Here is a 15,743-nt window from a genome sequence, read left to right on the forward strand (position 1 = left end):
GGCAGGCATTCTGTAGCATTGGTCGGCGCGCCGTGGGTGCGTCTTTGCTTTATCAGATGGAGAGCGCTATGGCTTGGAATGAGCCGGGTGGCAACTCGAACAATCAGGATCCTTGGGGTGGCAAGCGCCGCAATAACGGCGACCGCAAGGGACCACCAGATCTCGACGAGGCCTTCCGAAAGCTGCAGGAAAGCCTGAACGGGTTGTTCGGTGGTGGTAAGAAACGCGGTGATGATGGCGGTGGTTCGGGCAAGAGTGGCGGCTTCGGCGGCCTGCTCGGCATCGGCCTCGTCGTGCTGGCGGCCGTGTGGCTGTACAGCGCGGTGTACGTGGTGGACGAGCAAGAGCAGGCTGTGGTGCTGCGCTTCGGCAAGTACTACGAGACCGTCGGCCCGGGCCTGAACATCTACTTCCCGCCGATCGACAAGAAGTACATGGAAAACGTCACGCGTGAGCGTGCCTACACCAAGCAGGGCCAGATGCTGACCGAAGACGAGAACATCGTCGAAGTGCCGCTGACCGTGCAGTACAAGATCAGCAACCTGCAGGACTTCGTGCTGAACGTCGACCAGCCGGAAATCAGCCTGCAACACGCGACCGACAGTGCGCTGCGCCATGTGGTGGGTTCCACCGCGATGGATCAGGTGCTGACCGAAGGTCGTGAGTTGATGGCCAGCGAGATCAAGGAACGTCTGCAACGTTTCCTCGATACCTATCGCACCGGTATCACTGTCACCCAGGTCAACGTACAGAGCGCAGCGGCACCGCGTGAAGTGCAGGAAGCCTTCGATGACGTGATCCGCGCCCGTGAAGACGAGCAGCGTTCGCGCAATCAGGCTGAAACCTACGCCAATGGTGTGGTGCCGGAAGCCCGTGGTCAGGCCCAGCGCATCCTCGAAGATGCCAACGGCTACCGCGACGAAACGGTCTCCCGCGCCAAGGGTGAGGCCGATCGCTTCACCAAGCTGGTTGCCGAGTATCGCAAGGCGCCCGAGGTCACTCGTCAGCGTCTGTACCTGGACACCATGCAGGAAGTCTTCAGCAGCACCAGCAAGGTGCTTGTGACCGGCAACAAGAACGGCCAGAGCAACCTGCTTTACCTGCCGCTGGACAAGATGATTCAGAACAGCTCGGGCAGCAGTGCACCGGTCACCGGTTCAGCCGCCGCCAGCAACAACACGGATGTCGTGCCGCATGTCACTGACCTGCCGCAGACACGTACAAGGGAGACCCGCTGATGAGCAATAAATCGCTGATCGCCCTGATCGTTGGCGTTGTCGTGGTACTGGTTGGCTGGAACTGCTTCTACATCGTGGCTCAGACCGAGCGTGCGGTGCTGCTGCAGTTCGGTCGCGTGGTTCAGGCCGATGTTCAGCCGGGTCTGCATGTGAAAGTGCCTTACGTTAACCAGGTGCGTAAATTCGACGCACGTCTGATGACGCTGGATGCACCGACACAACGCTTCCTGACGCTGGAAAAGAAAGCCGTGATGGTCGATGCCTACGCCAAGTGGCGCGTGAAAGATGCCGAGCGCTTCTACACCGCGACTTCCGGCCTCAAGCAGATCGCCGACGAGCGTCTGTCCCGTCGTCTGGAATCGGGCCTGCGTGACCAGTTCGGTAAACGCACCCTGCACGAAGTGGTGTCCGGTGAGCGCGATGCGCTGATGGCCGACATCACGGCGTCGCTGAACAAGATGGCGGAAAAAGAGCTGGGTATCGAAGTGGTCGATGTCCGGGTCAAGGCCATCGACCTGCCGAAGGAAGTGAACCGCAGCGTGTTCGAACGTATGAGCACCGAGCGTGAGCGTGAAGCTCGCGAGCACCGCGCCAAGGGTAACGAGCTGGCTGAGGGCATCCGTGCCGACGCTGATCGTCAACGCCGCGTGCTGCTGGCTGAAGCCTATCGTGAATCCGAAGAGATTCGCGGTGACGGTGATGCCCAGGCCGCTGCGATCTACTCCAAGGCTTACGGTCAGGATCAGGAGTTCTACGGTTTCTACCGTAGCCTGCGTGCCTACCGTGAAAGCTTCGCGAACAAATCCGACGTCATGGTCCTCGACCCAAGCAGCGACTTCTTCCGTTACCTGGAAAAGTCCAAGCCTTGATACGACGTTGACCTGAATCATTCCGCCCGGCGGCTAAAACCTCGGGCGGGGTGATCCTTTCGGAAAACGTGTGTATGATGCGGCAGCCGGGAAATTCCCGGCTTTTTTGCGTCTGCACGTTTGATTGCTGTTTTTGTTGCAGAAGATCGGGTTGAATGGCCCGACAGTTTTTCGAGGAAAGTGATGGGCGAAGCCGGTAACAGGCCTTTCGCCGCGTCGTTCATGCGCGCGCGTTTTGAACGGGCCGGTCATTTTCTGCTTCACTCAAGGCTCGCCCTCGGGCTGGCCGCCCGGATCTAAGGGGAATGGCGTAATGGCAACGGTAGACCGCTGGCTGCTGCCAGATGGCATCGAAGAAGTACTGCCACCGGAAGCGGCGCGCATTGAAGTCGCGCGTCGTCAGGTGTTGGATCTGTTCCAGAGCTGGGGTTACGAGTTTGTCGTGACTCCCCATATCGAGTACCTGGAATCCCTGCTGACCGGCGCGGGCCAGGACCTGGATCTGCGTACCTTCAAGGTCATCGACCCGCAATCGGGCCGGCAGATGGGTTTCCGTGCCGACATCACGCCGCAAGTGGCGCGCATCGATGCGCACACCCTGCGTCGCGAAGGCCCGAGCCGTCTGTGCTATGCCGGCAGCGTGCTGCATGCCCAGCCGCGTGCCTTGTCGTCTTCGCGCAGCCCGATCCAGTTGGGCGCCGAGTTGTACGGCGATGCCAGCCCGAGCAGCGACGTTGAAGTCATCAGCCTGATGCTGGCCATGCTGCAACTGGCCGATGTGCCGGACGTGCACATGGATCTGGGGCATGTCGGCATCTACCGGGGTCTGGCCCAGGCGGCCGGTCTCTCGGGTGAAGTCGAGCAGCAGCTGTTCGATGCGTTGCAACGCAAGGCCATCGATGAGGTCATTACCCTGACCGAAGGTCTGCCGGCCGATCTGTCCGGCATGCTGCGAGCGCTGGTCGACCTGTGCGGCGGCCGTGAAGTATTGAGCGCTGCCCGTGAGCGTCTGGCCAATGCGCCGGCGCCGGTACTGGCGGCGCTGGAAGATTTGCTGGCGATTGCCGAGCGTCTGTCGGTGCGCTTCCCGGAGCTGCCGCTGTACTTCGATCTGGGCGAGTTGCGTGGTTACCACTACCACACCGGTGTGGTGTTCGCGGTGTTCGTACCGGGTGTTGGCCAGTCCATCGCTCAGGGCGGTCGCTATGACGACATCGGCGCTGACTTCGGTCGTGCCCGTCCGGCAACCGGTTTTTCCACCGATTTGAAAACCCTGGTGACCCTGGGGCGTGCTGAGATCGAGCTACCGTCTGGCGGTATCTGGATGCCTGACAGTACGGATGCGGCACTCTGGCAGCAGGTTTGCCAGTTGCGCAGTGAGGGTCAGCGTGTCGTTCAGGCATTGCCTGGACAACCTTTGGCCGCCGCCCGTGATGCGGACTGCGACCGGCAATTGATCCAGCAGAACGGGCTTTGGCAAGTATCGCCACTGGCTTCTTGAGTTTTCCTGCCGGCCACCGCCGGCACCAAGTTTGCGCGAATGAGGACAAGTGTTATGGGTAAGAATGTCGTAGTCCTGGGCACCCAATGGGGTGATGAGGGCAAAGGCAAGATCGTTGATCTGCTGACCGAACATGCTGCCGCCGTAGTGCGCTACCAAGGTGGTCACAACGCTGGCCACACACTGGTGATCGACGGTGAAAAGACCGTCCTGCACCTGATCCCGTCGGGCGTGCTGCGCGAAGGCGTGCAGTGCCTGATCGGCAACGGCGTGGTGGTTGCCCCCGACGCCCTGCTGCGCGAGATCACCAAGCTGGAAGAGAAAGGCGTACCGGTGCGCGAGCGCCTGCGTATCAGCCCGTCCTGCCCGCTGATCCTGTCCTTCCACGTGGCGCTGGACCAGGCCCGTGAAAAGGCCCGTGGCGAGCTGAAGATCGGCACCACCGGTCGCGGCATCGGCCCGGCGTACGAAGACAAGGTTGCACGTCGTGGCCTGCGCGTTGGCGACCTGCTCAACATGCCGCGCTTCGAAGACAAGCTGCGTGAACTGGTGGACTACCACAACTTCATGCTGGTCGGTTACTACAAAGAGCCTGCCATCGAGTTCGAAAAAACTCTGGCCGAGTGCAAGGAATACGCCGAGCTGCTCAAGCCGCTGATGCTGGACGTCACTGCCGAGCTGCACGACCTGCGTCGCGCCGGCAAAGACATCATGTTCGAAGGCGCCCAGGGTTCGTTGCTCGACATCGACCATGGCACCTATCCGTACGTGACCAGCTCCAACACCACCGCCGGTGGCGTGGCGACCGGTTCGGGCGTTGGCCCGATGTTCCTGGACTACATTCTGGGCATCACCAAGGCTTACACCACTCGCGTAGGTTCGGGTCCATTCCCGACTGAGCTGTTCGACGAAGTGGGCGCACACCTGGCCAAACAAGGTCACGAGTTCGGTGCGACCACCGGCCGTGCCCGCCGTTGCGGCTGGTTTGACGCCGTTATCCTGCGTCGCGCTATCGATGTGAACAGCATTTCGGGCATCTGCCTGACCAAGCTGGACGTACTCGACGGTCTGGAAACCATCAACATCTGCACCGGCTACAAAGACGCGCAGGGCAACGCTGTTGCGCCGACTGACGCTGACAGCTATGTGGGCCTGCAGCCTGTGTACGAAGAAGTGCCGGGCTGGACCGAATCGACCGTGGGTGCCAAAACCCTGGAAGAGCTGCCGACCAACGCTCGTGCCTACATCAAACGCGTTGAAGAGTTGATCGGCGCGCCGATCGACATTATTTCGACGGGGCCGGACCGCAACGAAACCATCGTTCTGCGTCATCCGTTCGCTTGATAAGTCGTTGATGTAAAAACACAAAGGCCCCTTCATCGGGGCCTTTGTCGTTTATGCCTGTTGGACGGCATGACCTTTGCTGTGAATCTGTCTACAAGAGTGCCATCAATTTAATGGCGTCAGAAGTAGAGGGATTCACAGTGTCGGCCGTTCTCTCACTGTTACAAAGCCGTTTGTTGCGGCCCGTGTTCGTTACCCTTGGTATCGCCCTTTTGGTGCAAGTATTGGTGGCCGTCGCCCTGACGCGGAGCACCGTCACTGCGCTGGAAGCCGATCTCGGCACTCGCCTGGGCGCCGACAGCCAGAAGTTGTCGGGTGAACTGGAGCAGGCCGGGCGTGAAGTCACGTCGAGCCTCGACAACCTCTCCTCAAGTACCCGTCAGCGTCTTACCGCCGGTCTTTCCTCGCGTCTGAAGGAAGAGCAGGCGCAGCTGCGTGCGACTTTGGAAAAAGACTTGAAGGATTCGGCCAATGACATGGCACAGCTGCTGGCCTCGGTGGCGCCTCGCGCCATGTGGGACAGCGACGTGCCGACCCTGTCCGAGTTCGCCCGACGGGCCCAGCGCAATCCCAACGTGCTGTTCGTGGTGTATGACGACGCTACCGGCCAGCATCTGACCCGCTACCTCAACCGCGAAAACCCGATCAACAAGGCCCTTTTGGAAAAAGGCCAGGGTGAGCGGGCGCTGGATAAAGTGCTGGATGCGGCGAAGAACGATCCGTCGGTCTACTACCTCGAAGCCTCGATCAACCCCAATGGCGTGGAAATCGGCAAGGTGCTGATGGGCGTTTCCACCGCCTCGGTTGAAACCGATCTGGCGGCGCTCGATCAGCGCTTCACGGCGTTGATTGCCAGCAGCGATCAACTGGTCGGCGACAGCCTCAAGGGCGCGGCTGCCGACAGTGCCACCGCCATGCGCGCGCGCCTGCAATCGGCGCAGTCCACCGCCACCGAGATGAAGGCCAACACCACCAGCACCGTACAAGAAGCCGCCGCGACGCTGCGCTGGCGCATCGGCATGAGCCTGGCGCTGGTCGGTGCCGGCGTGCTGTTGCTGTTGGCGGTGGTGCTCGGCCATCGTGTGGTCAACCGCTTGAAGATGCTCAATGCCGCCATGGACGATCTGGCAGCAGGCGAGGGCGACCTGACCAAGCGGGTGCAGATCAACAGTAAGGACGAAATCGGGGACATGGCTTCGGCAGTCAACCGCTTTGTGGATAAGTTGCAGCCGATTGTGCGCGAGGCCGGGGATGTGGCCCAGCGCACCGGCGTGGAAATCGGCGCCATGACCCTGCGCAACGCCGGTGCCGATGCGGCTGCCGGAATGCAGCGCGATGAAGTGGCCGAGAGTCTGCGGGCCCTGTCGCAAATGGCCGACGAAGCGCAATCGGAAAGCGATGCGATGCAGGCAGCGCTGAAGCAGGTTGTAGATATTCGTCAGGCCACTGATGAGAACACTCGCACCTCGGCGAAGGTTGGCAGCCTGATCGAGGCGCTGGCGGGGCAGGTCGATACCGGGTCGAAAGTCATCGAACGGCTGGCGCAGCAGAGTGAGCAGATCGAAGTGGTGCTGACCGTTATTCACGGCATCGCCGAGCAGACCAACCTGCTGGCGCTCAACGCGGCTATTGAGGCGGCCCGGGCCGGGGAGACCGGTCGCGGTTTTGCAGTGGTGGCGGACGAAGTCCGGGCGCTGGCGAGCAAGACCCAAAGCTCCACCGGCGACATTCAGGCGCACATCGTGGCCTTGCAGCAGGGCGCTCGTGAGGCGGTTGAGGCGATCGGTCAGGCCGGGCGTCAGGCCAGCGAAGGTTTGCTGGTGTTGCGTGACAGTGCACGGTTGCAGCAGTCGGTGCAGGCCTCGGTCGAGCAGGTGCATGCGGCGATTGGTCTGGCGACTCAGGCGGCGGCGCATCAGGCTCAGGGCGCGCAGGCCGTGCGCGGTCGGGTCGAGACGATTCATGCCCAGGCGGAGAAAGCCGCTCAGGCGGTGGTCGAGACCACGGCCAGCGGCAAGGTGCTGGATGGGCTGGCGGCGCAGCTCAAGGCCAGCCTGGGGCAGTTCCGGGCCTGATATCGCGGGCAAAAAATCGCAGCTTCGGCTGCGATTTTTTTATCGGCTCAAATACATCCGGGTCGTCAGCAGGTAGACGGGCAAGCCCGACACCACAATCAACAACGCCGCATAAGGCGCTGCCGCGGCAAACTCGACGTTCGCGGTGTGTGCCCACACCTCGGTGGCCAATGTGTTGAGCCCGGTCGGACTCAACAGCAGTGTCGCCGTCAGTTCCTTCATGGCATCCAGAAACACCAGCGCAAAGGCTGCGCCCAGGGCCGGGAAGATGATCGGCAGGGTCACTCGGCAGAACGCCGTGAACGACGAGGCGCCCAGCGTGCGTGCGGCCTCCTCCAGCTGCGGCGCTGCCTTGTTCAAGGCTGTGCGGATCGGCGCCTGGGCCAGTGGCAGAAACAGCAGCGCATAAGCGATCAGCAACAATGCCGAAGTCTGGTACAGCGCCGGCACGTAATGCAGGGCGAAGTAAACCAGCGTCAACGCAATCACCAATCCCGGCAGGGCGTGCAACAGATAGGGCAGGCGCTCGGCCCAGATCGCCAGTTGGCCCTTGTAGCGCACCACCAGCAATCCGACCGGCACCGCCAGCACCAGACACAATCCCGCGCCACCCAGCGACAGCGCAAGCGACGACAGCAGTGCTTCGGTGATTGCCGCAACCGGGAAGGCCGCTGATGATCCCACGGCGAGCCAGTAAGCCAGCATGCCCAGTGGAATCCCGCTGCCGACAATCGCCAGCATCAGGCAGTACAACTGACCGGCGATTGCCCAAGGCCCGAGTCGCACTTGTTCAGCCCGACGCGCCGCGCCCTGGCCTGTACGCACATGACGACCCTTGCCGCGCACGCGCAGCTCCAGCCACAACAGCATCAAGCACAGCGCCAGCAACACTGCCGACAGCATCGCCGCGTTGGCATTGCTGAATTCCAGTTCGAATTGCTGATAGATCGCGGTGGTAAAGGTTTGCAAGCCAATGATCGACAGTGCACCGAACTCCACGAGCATGTGCAAAGCGATCAGCAACGAACCGGCCAGCAGCGAAGGCCAGAGCAGTGGCAAGGTAACGCGGAAAAACACGCCCCGGCGATTCTGTCCCAGGGTGCGAGCCGACTCCTCAAGAGAAGGATCAAGATTGCGCAGCGTGGCGGCCACGGGCAGAAAGATCAGTGGGTACTTCGACAGGCTCATCACCAGGATCGCCCCGCCGAGTCCTTCGAACTGCGCGCTGAGCGAAACCCAGGTAAAGCTGCTGACGAATGCCGGTACCGCAAACGGCAAACACAAAATCACGCCCCACAGACGCCGCCCCGGCAGGTTGCTGCGCTCCAGCAACCACGCCAGCGACAGGCCGATCACGCCGCAAGTCACGGTTACGCCGACCATCAGCGCCAGCGTATTGCGCAGCAAGCCGAACACATACGGGCGCCACAGCAAGTGCAGCGCTTCGCTCCAGCCGGCCTGCCAGGCTTTGAGCCCGACATAGGCCAGCGGCAACAGGCTCATGACCACCAGCAGCAACACCGGCAGCACCAGCCAGATCGACGGCCGCTTGCGCCGTGGCACGTAACCCCCGCGTGCAGCGGGGGCGGATAACGAGGCGGTCATCAGTTCAGGCCAACTTCGCGTTCCAGATCCAGCGCTTCTTCGGCATTTCCGAGGTCGGCGGGAGTAACGTCCGGTGCTTCCAGCTCGCTGAACGGCTTGAGGCCGCGATCCGATTCCATGCCTTTGTGCAGCGGGTATTCGGCGGTGGTCTGTGTGATCACGCGCTGGCCTTCTTCGCTGGCCATGTAGGCGAGAAATTGCTGGGCTTCTTTTGGATGTTTGCTGGATTTCAGCACGGCTGCGCTGGATACGGTGATCAGGCCGCCAACGTCGCCGCCGGTGAAGTAATGCAGTTTGGAGTCAAGCTTGCCTTTCTCCCGTTGCAGGGCGAACCAGTAGTAGTTGTTCACCAGTACGGTGGCGACTTCGCCGTTTTCCACCGCCTTGAGGGCAACCATGTTGTTGCTGTAGGTCTTGCCGAAGGCGCGCAGGCCGGTCAGCCATTCTTCGGCGGCGTCGCGACCGTGCTTCTTGATAATGGCCACAGCCTGTTCCTGGAACGCGCCGCTGGTCGGGACGAAGCCGACCTTGCCTTGCCACTGCGGATCGGCGAAATCCAGTACCGATTTGGGCAGGTCTTTCTCATCAACCAGCTTCGGGTTGAAGGCGACTACACGAACCCGTGCGGTGACGCCGATCCAGGTGCCATTGCCGGCGACGTATTTTTTCGGCAGGACGGCCAGAGTGGCATCGTCGGTCTTGGCCAGCAGGCCGAGTTCGCCGAGGTTGTTCAATGGCGGGGATTCTTCGGTGTAGATGACGTCGGCGGGGGAGCGGTCGCCTTCTTCGATGATCTGGCTGGCGAGCTGGTTACTGCTGCCCTTGCGCACATTGACGTGAATACCGGTCTTGGCTTCGAAAGCCTTGGCGATCGCGTCGCCGACTTCCTTGTGTTGACCGTTGTAGAGAGTCAGGGAAACCGTATCGGCAGCCTGGGTGAGGGGAGTGGCGAGTGCCAGGCCGAGCAGGGTGAAGGTCAAGCCGCGGCGCAGGGTATTTCGAAACATCATTCGCAGGGTTCCTCACTGTCGCATTGCAAAAACTTGCAACAATGATAAACGATATCGTTTCTCAAATGCTCCTTGCGAGCGGAGTAAGGGGCTGGTAAAGGAGGTTTGGAGTTTCAGGGTGTCAGAAACGCAAAAACCCGCTTTCGCGGGTTTTTGTGAGATTCAAGATCGTAACCTTGAATTTGAATTGGTGCCCAGAAGAAGACTCGAACTTCCACGACCGTAAGGTCACCAGCACCTGAAGCTGGCGTGTCTACCAATTTCACCATCTGGGCTTCATCTTCAGCGTTGCCGCTGTTGATGTGGCGCACTATACGGAGCGCCTTTTGATCTGTAAACCCCTGATTTGATTTTAATAAATCAATTTCAGAAAAAGGCGGGGCGCAGAATGCAAAAAACCCGCTTTCGCGGGTTTTTGTGTGAGTCTTGAAACTGTTCTAGTCTCAAACTCGAAATTGGTGCCCAGGAGAAGACTCGAACTTCCACGACCGTAAGGTCACCAGCACCTGAAGCTGGCGTGTCTACCAATTTCACCACCTGGGCATCTCGACAGCGTCAGTACGTCGTCGATGGCGCGCACTATACGGAGCGTCTTTTTAACTGTAAACCCCTGCCAACAAAAAAATTGGTTTTTTTTACCAGCGGTGTTCAAAACGCCTTTCGGACGTCGATACAAGGCTCAAGACGCGCCTTATAGAGTCGGAAATTTCCCGTTTGATGGCGCCTATGCCAAACTAACCCGCATATAGACAAGGTGAAAACTCTCTAATGGCCGATTGGCAGTCCCTCGATCCCGAGGCCGCTCGTGAAGCGGAAAAATATGAAAACCCTATTCCCAGCCGCGAACTGATCCTTCAGCACCTTGCTGATCGGGGTTCGCCTGCTGCCCGCGAGCAACTGGTCGAAGAGTTTGGTCTGACCACAGAAGACCAGATCGAAGCCCTGCGCCGCCGCCTGCGCGCCATGGAGCGCGACGCTCAACTGATCTACACCCGCCGTGGCACATATGCGCCGGTGGACAAGCTCGATCTGATCCTCGGCCGCATCAGCGGTCACCGCGACGGCTTTGGCTTCCTGGTGCCGGATGACGGCTCCGACGACCTGTTCATGAGCCCGGCGCAAATGCGTCTGGTGTTCGACGGCGACCGTGCCCTGGCCCGCGTTTCCGGCCTGGATCGTCGCGGTCGCCGCGAAGGCGTGATCGTCGAAGTGGTGTCCCGTGCCCACGAAAGCATCGTCGGCCGTTATTTCGAAGAAGGCGGCATCGGCTTCGTCGTCGCGGACAACCCGAAGATCCAGCAGGAAGTGCTGGTGACCCCGGGGCGCAACGCCAATGCCCAGATCGGTCAGTTCGTCGAGGTGAAAATCACTCACTGGCCGACTCCGCGCTTCCAGCCGCAAGGTGACGTGGTCGAAGTCGTCGGTAATTACATGGCGCCGGGCATGGAAATCGATGTCGCCCTGCGCACCTACGACATTCCGCACGTCTGGCCTGAAGCCGTTCTGAAGGAAGCCGGCAAGCTCAAGCCGGAAGTCGAAGAAAAAGACAAAGAGAAACGCGTCGACTTGCGCCATCTGCCGTTCGTCACCATCGACGGTGAAGATGCCCGCGACTTCGACGACGCGGTCTACTGCGAATCCAAGCCAGGCAAGCTGCGCCTGTTCTCCGGCGGCTGGAAGTTGTACGTGGCGATTGCCGACGTTTCCAGCTACGTGAAGATCGGTTCGGCCCTGGACAACGAAGCCCAGGTGCGCGGCAACTCGGTGTACTTCCCCGAGCGCGTGGTGCCGATGCTGCCGGAGCAGCTCTCCAACGGCCTGTGCTCGCTGAACCCGCACGTCGATCGTCTGGCCATGGTTTGCGAGATGACCATCTCCAAATCCGGCGAAATGACCGACTACTGCTTCTATGAAGCGGTGATCCACTCCCACGCCCGTCTGACCTACAACAAGGTCAGCGCGATGCTGGAAACGCCGAAAGCCACCGAAGCGCGCAAGCTGCGCGGTGAATACACCGACGTCCTGCCGCACCTGAAGCAGCTCTATGCGCTGTACAAGGTATTGCTGGCCGCCCGTCACGTCCGTGGCGCGATCGATTTCGAAACGCAGGAAACCCGGATCATCTTCGGTTCCGAGCGCAAGATTGCCGAAATCCGTCCGACCACCCGTAACGACGCCCACAAGCTGATCGAGGAATGCATGCTGGCGGCCAACGTGGCCACTGCCGAGTTCCTGAAAAAGCACGAAATCCCTGCACTGTACCGCGTCCACGACGGCCCGCCGCCGGAGCGTCTGGAAAAACTGCGCGCGTTCCTCGGCGAGCTCGGCCTGTCCCTGCACAAAGGCAAGGACGGCCCGACGCCGAAGGACTATCAGGCCCTGCTGGCCAGCATCAAGGACCGTCCGGATTTCCACCTGATCCAGACCGTGATGCTGCGCTCCTTGAGCCAGGCGGTGTACAGCGCCCAGAACGAAGGCCACTTCGGCCTGAATTACGAAGCGTATACCCACTTCACCTCGCCGATCCGTCGTTACCCGGACCTGCTCACGCATCGTGCGATCCGCAGCGTGATCCATTCGAAACAGGACACCCCGCACGTTCGCCGTGCCGGCGCGATGACTATTCCGAAGGCGCGCATCTACCCGTACGACGAGGCGGCGCTGGAGCAACTCGGCGAGCAGTGCTCGATGAGCGAGCGCCGTGCCGACGAAGCGACCCGCGACGTGGTGAACTGGCTCAAGTGCGAGTTCATGAAAGACCGCGTGGGCGAATCGTTCCCGGGCGTGATCACTGCCGTGACCGGTTTCGGCCTGTTCGTCGAACTGACCGATATCTACGTCGAAGGTCTGGTGCACGTGACGGCGCTGCCGGGCGATTACTATCACTTCGACCCTGTGCATCACCGCCTCGCGGGTGAGCGCACCGGTCGCAGCTTCCGTCTTGGCGATACCGTTGAAGTACGGGTCATGCGCGTCGATCTCGACGAGCGCAAGATCGACTTCGAGATGGCCGAAAAGACCATCAGCGCGCCAATCGGCCGCAAGAAGCGTGGCACCGAAACCGCTGCTCCAGCGGCCAAGGCTGTGGAAGAAAAGGCTCCGGCAAAAACCTCCAGCCGTCGTCCGGCGAAGGAAAAGGTGGCCGAGGCTTATCGCCCGAGCGATGCCGTGGCGAAAAACGCCGAGCTGCGCAAAAGCCGTGAAATGAAGAAGGCCTTGCTGGCCGACGCCAAAAACGGTGGTAAAGCGGCGTCCGGGGGAAAGGCCGGACGGTCGGCGCCTGAAAAGGCCTCCGGCAGCAAGCCAGGCAAGCCGAGCAAACACCGCAAGGGCCCACCAAAAGCGGGTTCCGCTCCAGCCAAAAGCGGCGGGGCACGTAAACCGAAGGCGAAGTCATGAGTCAGTTGGAAAAAATCTACGGCGTTCACGCGGTAGAAGCGTTGCTGCGTCACCACCCTAAACGCGTCAAACAGATCTGGCTGGCTGAAAGCCGCAACGATCCACGGGTGCAGACGCTGATCGAGCTGGCCAACGAAAACCGCGTTCAGATCGGTCAGGCCGAGCGCCGCGAAATGGACGCCTGGGTCGAAGGTGTGCACCAGGGCGTGGTGGCGGACGTCAGTCCGAGCCAGGTCTGGGGCGAGGCGATGCTCGACGAACTGCTCGACCGCACCGAAGGCGCGCCGCTGCTGTTGGTGCTCGACGGCGTGACCGATCCGCATAACCTCGGCGCTTGCCTGCGTTCGGCGGACGCTGCCGGTGCGCTGGCGGTCATCGTGCCGAAAGACAAATCGGCCACCCTGACGCCTGTCGTGCGTAAAGTGGCCTGCGGCGCGGCGGAAGTGATTCCGCTGGTGGCCGTGACCAACCTTGCGCGCACCCTGGAAAAGCTTCAGCAACGCGGTCTGTGGATTGTCGGCACGGCGGGAGAGGCCGAGGTCAGCATCTACGACCAGGACCTGACCGGCCCGACCATTCTGATCATGGGCGCCGAAGGCAAAGGCATGCGTCGCCTGACCCGCGAGCATTGCGATTACCTGGTGCATTTGCCGATGGCCGGTAGCGTCAGCAGTCTCAACGTGTCGGTTGCGACGGGTGTGTGCCTGTTCGAGGCCCAGCGCCAGCGCGGTGCCAAGGCCAAGGCTGCAGCCAAAAAGGCTTAAGCTTCACGCTGTCATAAATGTGGGGGCGAGCCTGCTCGCGAAGCGGAGTTACATTCAGCATCATTGTTGGATGTTAAGCCGCCATCGCGAGCAGGCTCGCTCCCACAGTGTTTTCTGGTGTGGCAGAAAGTGTGACTGTTCAAATAATCACCAATTGCCTTGCACCTCTTCTATCCCTTCTCTACAATTGCGCCCCTTGCTGTGACGGCAGGCACGCATGTGCCCCACGCCGGCAAGTCCATAAGTGTCATTCACTCCTTGTCTGACCGTTTTTGAGCGGCAGGCTACAACCCGTAAGGAGCATTCATGCGTCATTACGAAATCATCTTTCTGGTCCACCCTGACCAGAGCGAGCAAGTCGGCGGCATGGTTGAGCGTTACACCAAGCTGATCGAAGAAGACGGCGGCAAAATCCACCGTCTGGAAGACTGGGGCCGTCGTCAACTGGCCTACGCAATCAACAATGTTCACAAGGCTCACTACGTGATGCTGAACGTTGAGTGCACTGGCAAGGCTCTGGCCGAGCTGGAAGACAACTTCCGCTACAACGATGCAGTGATCCGTAACCTGGTCATCCGTCGCGACGAAGCCGTTACCGGCCAGTCCGAGATGCTCAAGGCTGAAGAAAACCGCAGTGAGCGCCGTGAGCGTCGCGAACGTCCTGAGCACGATGGCAGCGCCGATGGCGATGACAGCGATAGCGACAGCGACAACAGCGATAACGCTGACGAGTAATCCACGGACCTTTTAAGGAGCCTATCAAATGGCACGTTTCTTCCGTCGTCGTAAATTCTGCCGCTTCACCGCTGAAGACGTGAAGGAGATCGACTACAAAGATCTCAACACTCTGAAAGCCTACGTATCCGAGACCGGCAAAATCGTTCCAAGCCGCATCACCGGTACCAAAGCTCGTTATCAGCGTCAGCTGGCCACCGCTATCAAGCGCGCCCGCTTCCTGGCCCTGCTGGCCTACACCGACAGCCACGGCCGCTGAGACCGGGTAGTCGACAAGTAAGTAAGGGATCGAATGCATGCGTGCCTTAGCTGAATTCATCATGCGGGGGCGTATGCAGGCCACGCTGGTCGTGGCCGGATCTGCGGCACTGCCGCTGTTGTTCTGGTTGAGTGCCGCCGCAGGTTGCCTTGTGCTCCTGCGGCGCGGTTCGGACGCCTTGAGCGTCCTGGGTGTGGGAGTGTTGTCAGCGTTAGTGAGCTGGCACTACTTGAAAGACCCGACGGCACTGATTGTGCTGCTTGGGACCTGCAGTCTGGCGCTGGTTTTACGCGCCGGCCACACCTGGAATCGCGCGCTGCTGGTCAGCGTGGCCGTGGGATTGTTGATTGCCGTGAGCCTGGGGACTGTATTCAGTTCCTTCACCGAGACTCTGGCGCAGACGTTTGAACAAGTCTTGCCGCTGGCGATGGGTGAGGTCTACGAGAAGTTCTCGGCAGACCAGAAGGCAATTCTCACTGCATTGGCGGTCCCACTGTCGATCATTTCGACAGCGGTGTCGTTGCAGGTTTTTAGCGTGCTGTGCCTGATTCTTGGGCGCTACTGGCAGGCGTTGTTGTATAACCCCGGCGGTTTCGGTCGCGAGTTTCGCACCATCCGACTGCCGAAAAGCGTTGCGCTGTCGCTTCTGGCCGTCATGTGTGTGGCACCGTTCTTCGGTCTGCATGCCTTGGTCCTGTTGCCGTTGTGCAGCGTGCCGTTGTTCTTCGCAGGTCTGGCCTTGGTTCACGGGCTGGTGGCGCAGAAGCGGTTGGCCGGTTTCTGGCTGGTGGGGATATACGTGACGCTCGTGCCTTTCATGCACTTGCTCGGTCCGTTGCTTGTGGTCTTGGCCATTGTCGACAGCCTGATTGATTTTCGCGGTCGTCACGTGTCGAAAGACACCGATAACGCGAACGGTGAAGGTTAAAAGTTAAGAGGATTTC

The 15,743-nt window shown here is 60.5% G+C and carries 12 protein-coding genes and 2 tRNA genes; 10 read left to right on the top strand and 4 right to left on the bottom strand.

Annotated elements, in window-relative coordinates; genetic code table 11:
• The first annotated feature begins 68 nt into the window (after window positions 1–68).
• The 5 genes from hflK to NH234_RS03560 all read left to right on the top strand — a co-directional run bounded on the left by hflK (window position 69) and on the right by NH234_RS03560 (window position 7,027).
• Window positions 69–1,238, top strand: coding sequence for an FtsH protease activity modulator HflK (gene hflK / locus NH234_RS03540; protein ID WP_085732664.1), 1,170 nt, complete (start codon window positions 69–71; stop codon window positions 1,236–1,238).
• A complete protein-coding gene (hflC, locus tag NH234_RS03545) occupies window positions 1,238–2,107 on the top strand; it encodes a protease modulator HflC (protein ID WP_027611416.1) in 870 nt (289 codons plus the stop codon). Before hflK ends, hflC begins: the two co-directional genes overlap by 1 nt.
• A gap of 313 nt (window positions 2,108–2,420) precedes the next feature.
• Window positions 2,421–3,608 (top strand): ATP phosphoribosyltransferase regulatory subunit, encoded by a 1,188-nt coding sequence (locus tag NH234_RS03550; protein WP_011332186.1) that lies wholly within the window; start codon window positions 2,421–2,423, stop codon window positions 3,606–3,608.
• Between the two features lie 54 nt (window positions 3,609–3,662).
• The gene (locus tag NH234_RS03555) at window positions 3,663–4,952 is read left to right on the top strand and encodes an adenylosuccinate synthase (protein WP_085732665.1); all 1,290 of its coding nucleotides are present in this window, start codon (window positions 3,663–3,665) and stop codon (window positions 4,950–4,952) included.
• 140 nt (window positions 4,953–5,092) lie between these two features.
• Window positions 5,093–7,027: a methyl-accepting chemotaxis protein gene (locus NH234_RS03560; protein ID WP_085732666.1), complete on the top strand. Its 1,935-nt coding sequence runs from the start codon at window positions 5,093–5,095 to the stop codon at window positions 7,025–7,027.
• Between the two features lie 39 nt (window positions 7,028–7,066).
• On the opposite strand, the gene NH234_RS03565 is transcribed toward NH234_RS03560, so the two are convergent.
• The 4 genes from NH234_RS03565 to NH234_RS03580 all read right to left on the bottom strand — a co-directional run bounded on the left by NH234_RS03565 (window position 7,067) and on the right by NH234_RS03580 (window position 10,185).
• Complete coding sequence (locus NH234_RS03565; RefSeq protein ID WP_085732667.1) at window positions 7,067–8,632, bottom strand: iron ABC transporter permease; 1,566 nt, start codon at window positions 8,630–8,632, stop codon at window positions 7,067–7,069.
• Window positions 8,632–9,642 (bottom strand): extracellular solute-binding protein, encoded by a 1,011-nt coding sequence (locus NH234_RS03570; protein ID WP_367255640.1) that lies wholly within the window; start codon window positions 9,640–9,642, stop codon window positions 8,632–8,634. Before NH234_RS03570 ends, NH234_RS03565 begins: the two co-directional genes overlap by 1 nt.
• Window positions 9,643–9,830: 188 nt before the next feature.
• Window positions 9,831–9,917 (bottom strand) — tRNA-Leu (locus NH234_RS03575).
• Between the two features lie 181 nt (window positions 9,918–10,098).
• Window positions 10,099–10,185: transfer RNA gene (locus NH234_RS03580), tRNA-Leu, on the bottom strand.
• A gap of 225 nt (window positions 10,186–10,410) precedes the next feature.
• Between NH234_RS03580 and rnr the strand changes: the two genes are divergently transcribed.
• From rnr to NH234_RS03605, 5 genes are all read left to right on the top strand, one after another.
• Complete coding sequence (gene rnr, locus NH234_RS03585; protein WP_367255641.1) at window positions 10,411–13,041, top strand: ribonuclease R; 2,631 nt, start codon at window positions 10,411–10,413, stop codon at window positions 13,039–13,041.
• Window positions 13,038–13,805: a 23S rRNA (guanosine(2251)-2'-O)-methyltransferase RlmB gene (gene rlmB, locus NH234_RS03590; RefSeq protein ID WP_007950704.1), complete on the top strand. Its 768-nt coding sequence runs from the start codon at window positions 13,038–13,040 to the stop codon at window positions 13,803–13,805. The genes rnr and rlmB overlap by 4 nt, the downstream gene beginning before the upstream one ends.
• Before the next feature lie 306 nt (window positions 13,806–14,111).
• Entirely contained in the window at window positions 14,112–14,540 is a 429-nt protein-coding gene (gene rpsF, locus NH234_RS03595) for a 30S ribosomal protein S6 (RefSeq protein WP_007950702.1), read from the top strand.
• Between the two features lie 28 nt (window positions 14,541–14,568).
• A complete protein-coding gene (gene rpsR, locus NH234_RS03600; RefSeq protein ID WP_002551829.1) occupies window positions 14,569–14,799 on the top strand; it encodes a 30S ribosomal protein S18 in 231 nt (76 codons plus the stop codon).
• A 37-nt stretch (window positions 14,800–14,836) separates the two neighbouring features.
• Entirely contained in the window at window positions 14,837–15,727 is an 891-nt protein-coding gene (locus NH234_RS03605) for a hypothetical protein (RefSeq protein WP_367255642.1), read from the top strand.
• Window positions 15,728–15,743 lie beyond the last annotated feature (16 nt).

The organism is Pseudomonas sp. stari2 (assembly GCF_040760005.1).
Taxonomy (GTDB): domain Bacteria; phylum Pseudomonadota; class Gammaproteobacteria; order Pseudomonadales; family Pseudomonadaceae; genus Aquipseudomonas.

Bases quoted from the DNA above. Each gene is read 5' to 3' on its own strand.
- hflK (WP_085732664.1), top strand. From the start codon at position 69: ATGGCTTGGAATGAGCCGGGTGGCAACTCGAACAATCAGGATCCTTGG.
- hflC (WP_027611416.1), top strand. From the start codon at position 1,238: ATGAGCAATAAATCGCTGATCGCCCTGATCGTTGGCGTTGTCGTGGTA.
- NH234_RS03550 (WP_011332186.1), top strand. From the start codon at position 2,421: ATGGCAACGGTAGACCGCTGGCTGCTGCCAGATGGCATCGAAGAAGTA.
- NH234_RS03555 (WP_085732665.1), top strand. From the start codon at position 3,663: ATGGGTAAGAATGTCGTAGTCCTGGGCACCCAATGGGGTGATGAGGGC.
- NH234_RS03565 (WP_085732667.1), bottom strand. From the start codon at position 8,632: ATGACCGCCTCGTTATCCGCCCCCGCTGCACGCGGGGGTTACGTGCCA.
- NH234_RS03570 (WP_367255640.1), bottom strand. From the start codon at position 9,642: ATGATGTTTCGAAATACCCTGCGCCGCGGCTTGACCTTCACCCTGCTC.
- rnr (WP_367255641.1), top strand. From the start codon at position 10,411: ATGGCCGATTGGCAGTCCCTCGATCCCGAGGCCGCTCGTGAAGCGGAA.
- rlmB (WP_007950704.1), top strand. From the start codon at position 13,038: ATGAGTCAGTTGGAAAAAATCTACGGCGTTCACGCGGTAGAAGCGTTG.
- rpsF (WP_007950702.1), top strand. From the start codon at position 14,112: ATGCGTCATTACGAAATCATCTTTCTGGTCCACCCTGACCAGAGCGAG.
- rpsR (WP_002551829.1), top strand. From the start codon at position 14,569: ATGGCACGTTTCTTCCGTCGTCGTAAATTCTGCCGCTTCACCGCTGAA.
- NH234_RS03605 (WP_367255642.1), top strand. From the start codon at position 14,837: ATGCGTGCCTTAGCTGAATTCATCATGCGGGGGCGTATGCAGGCCACG.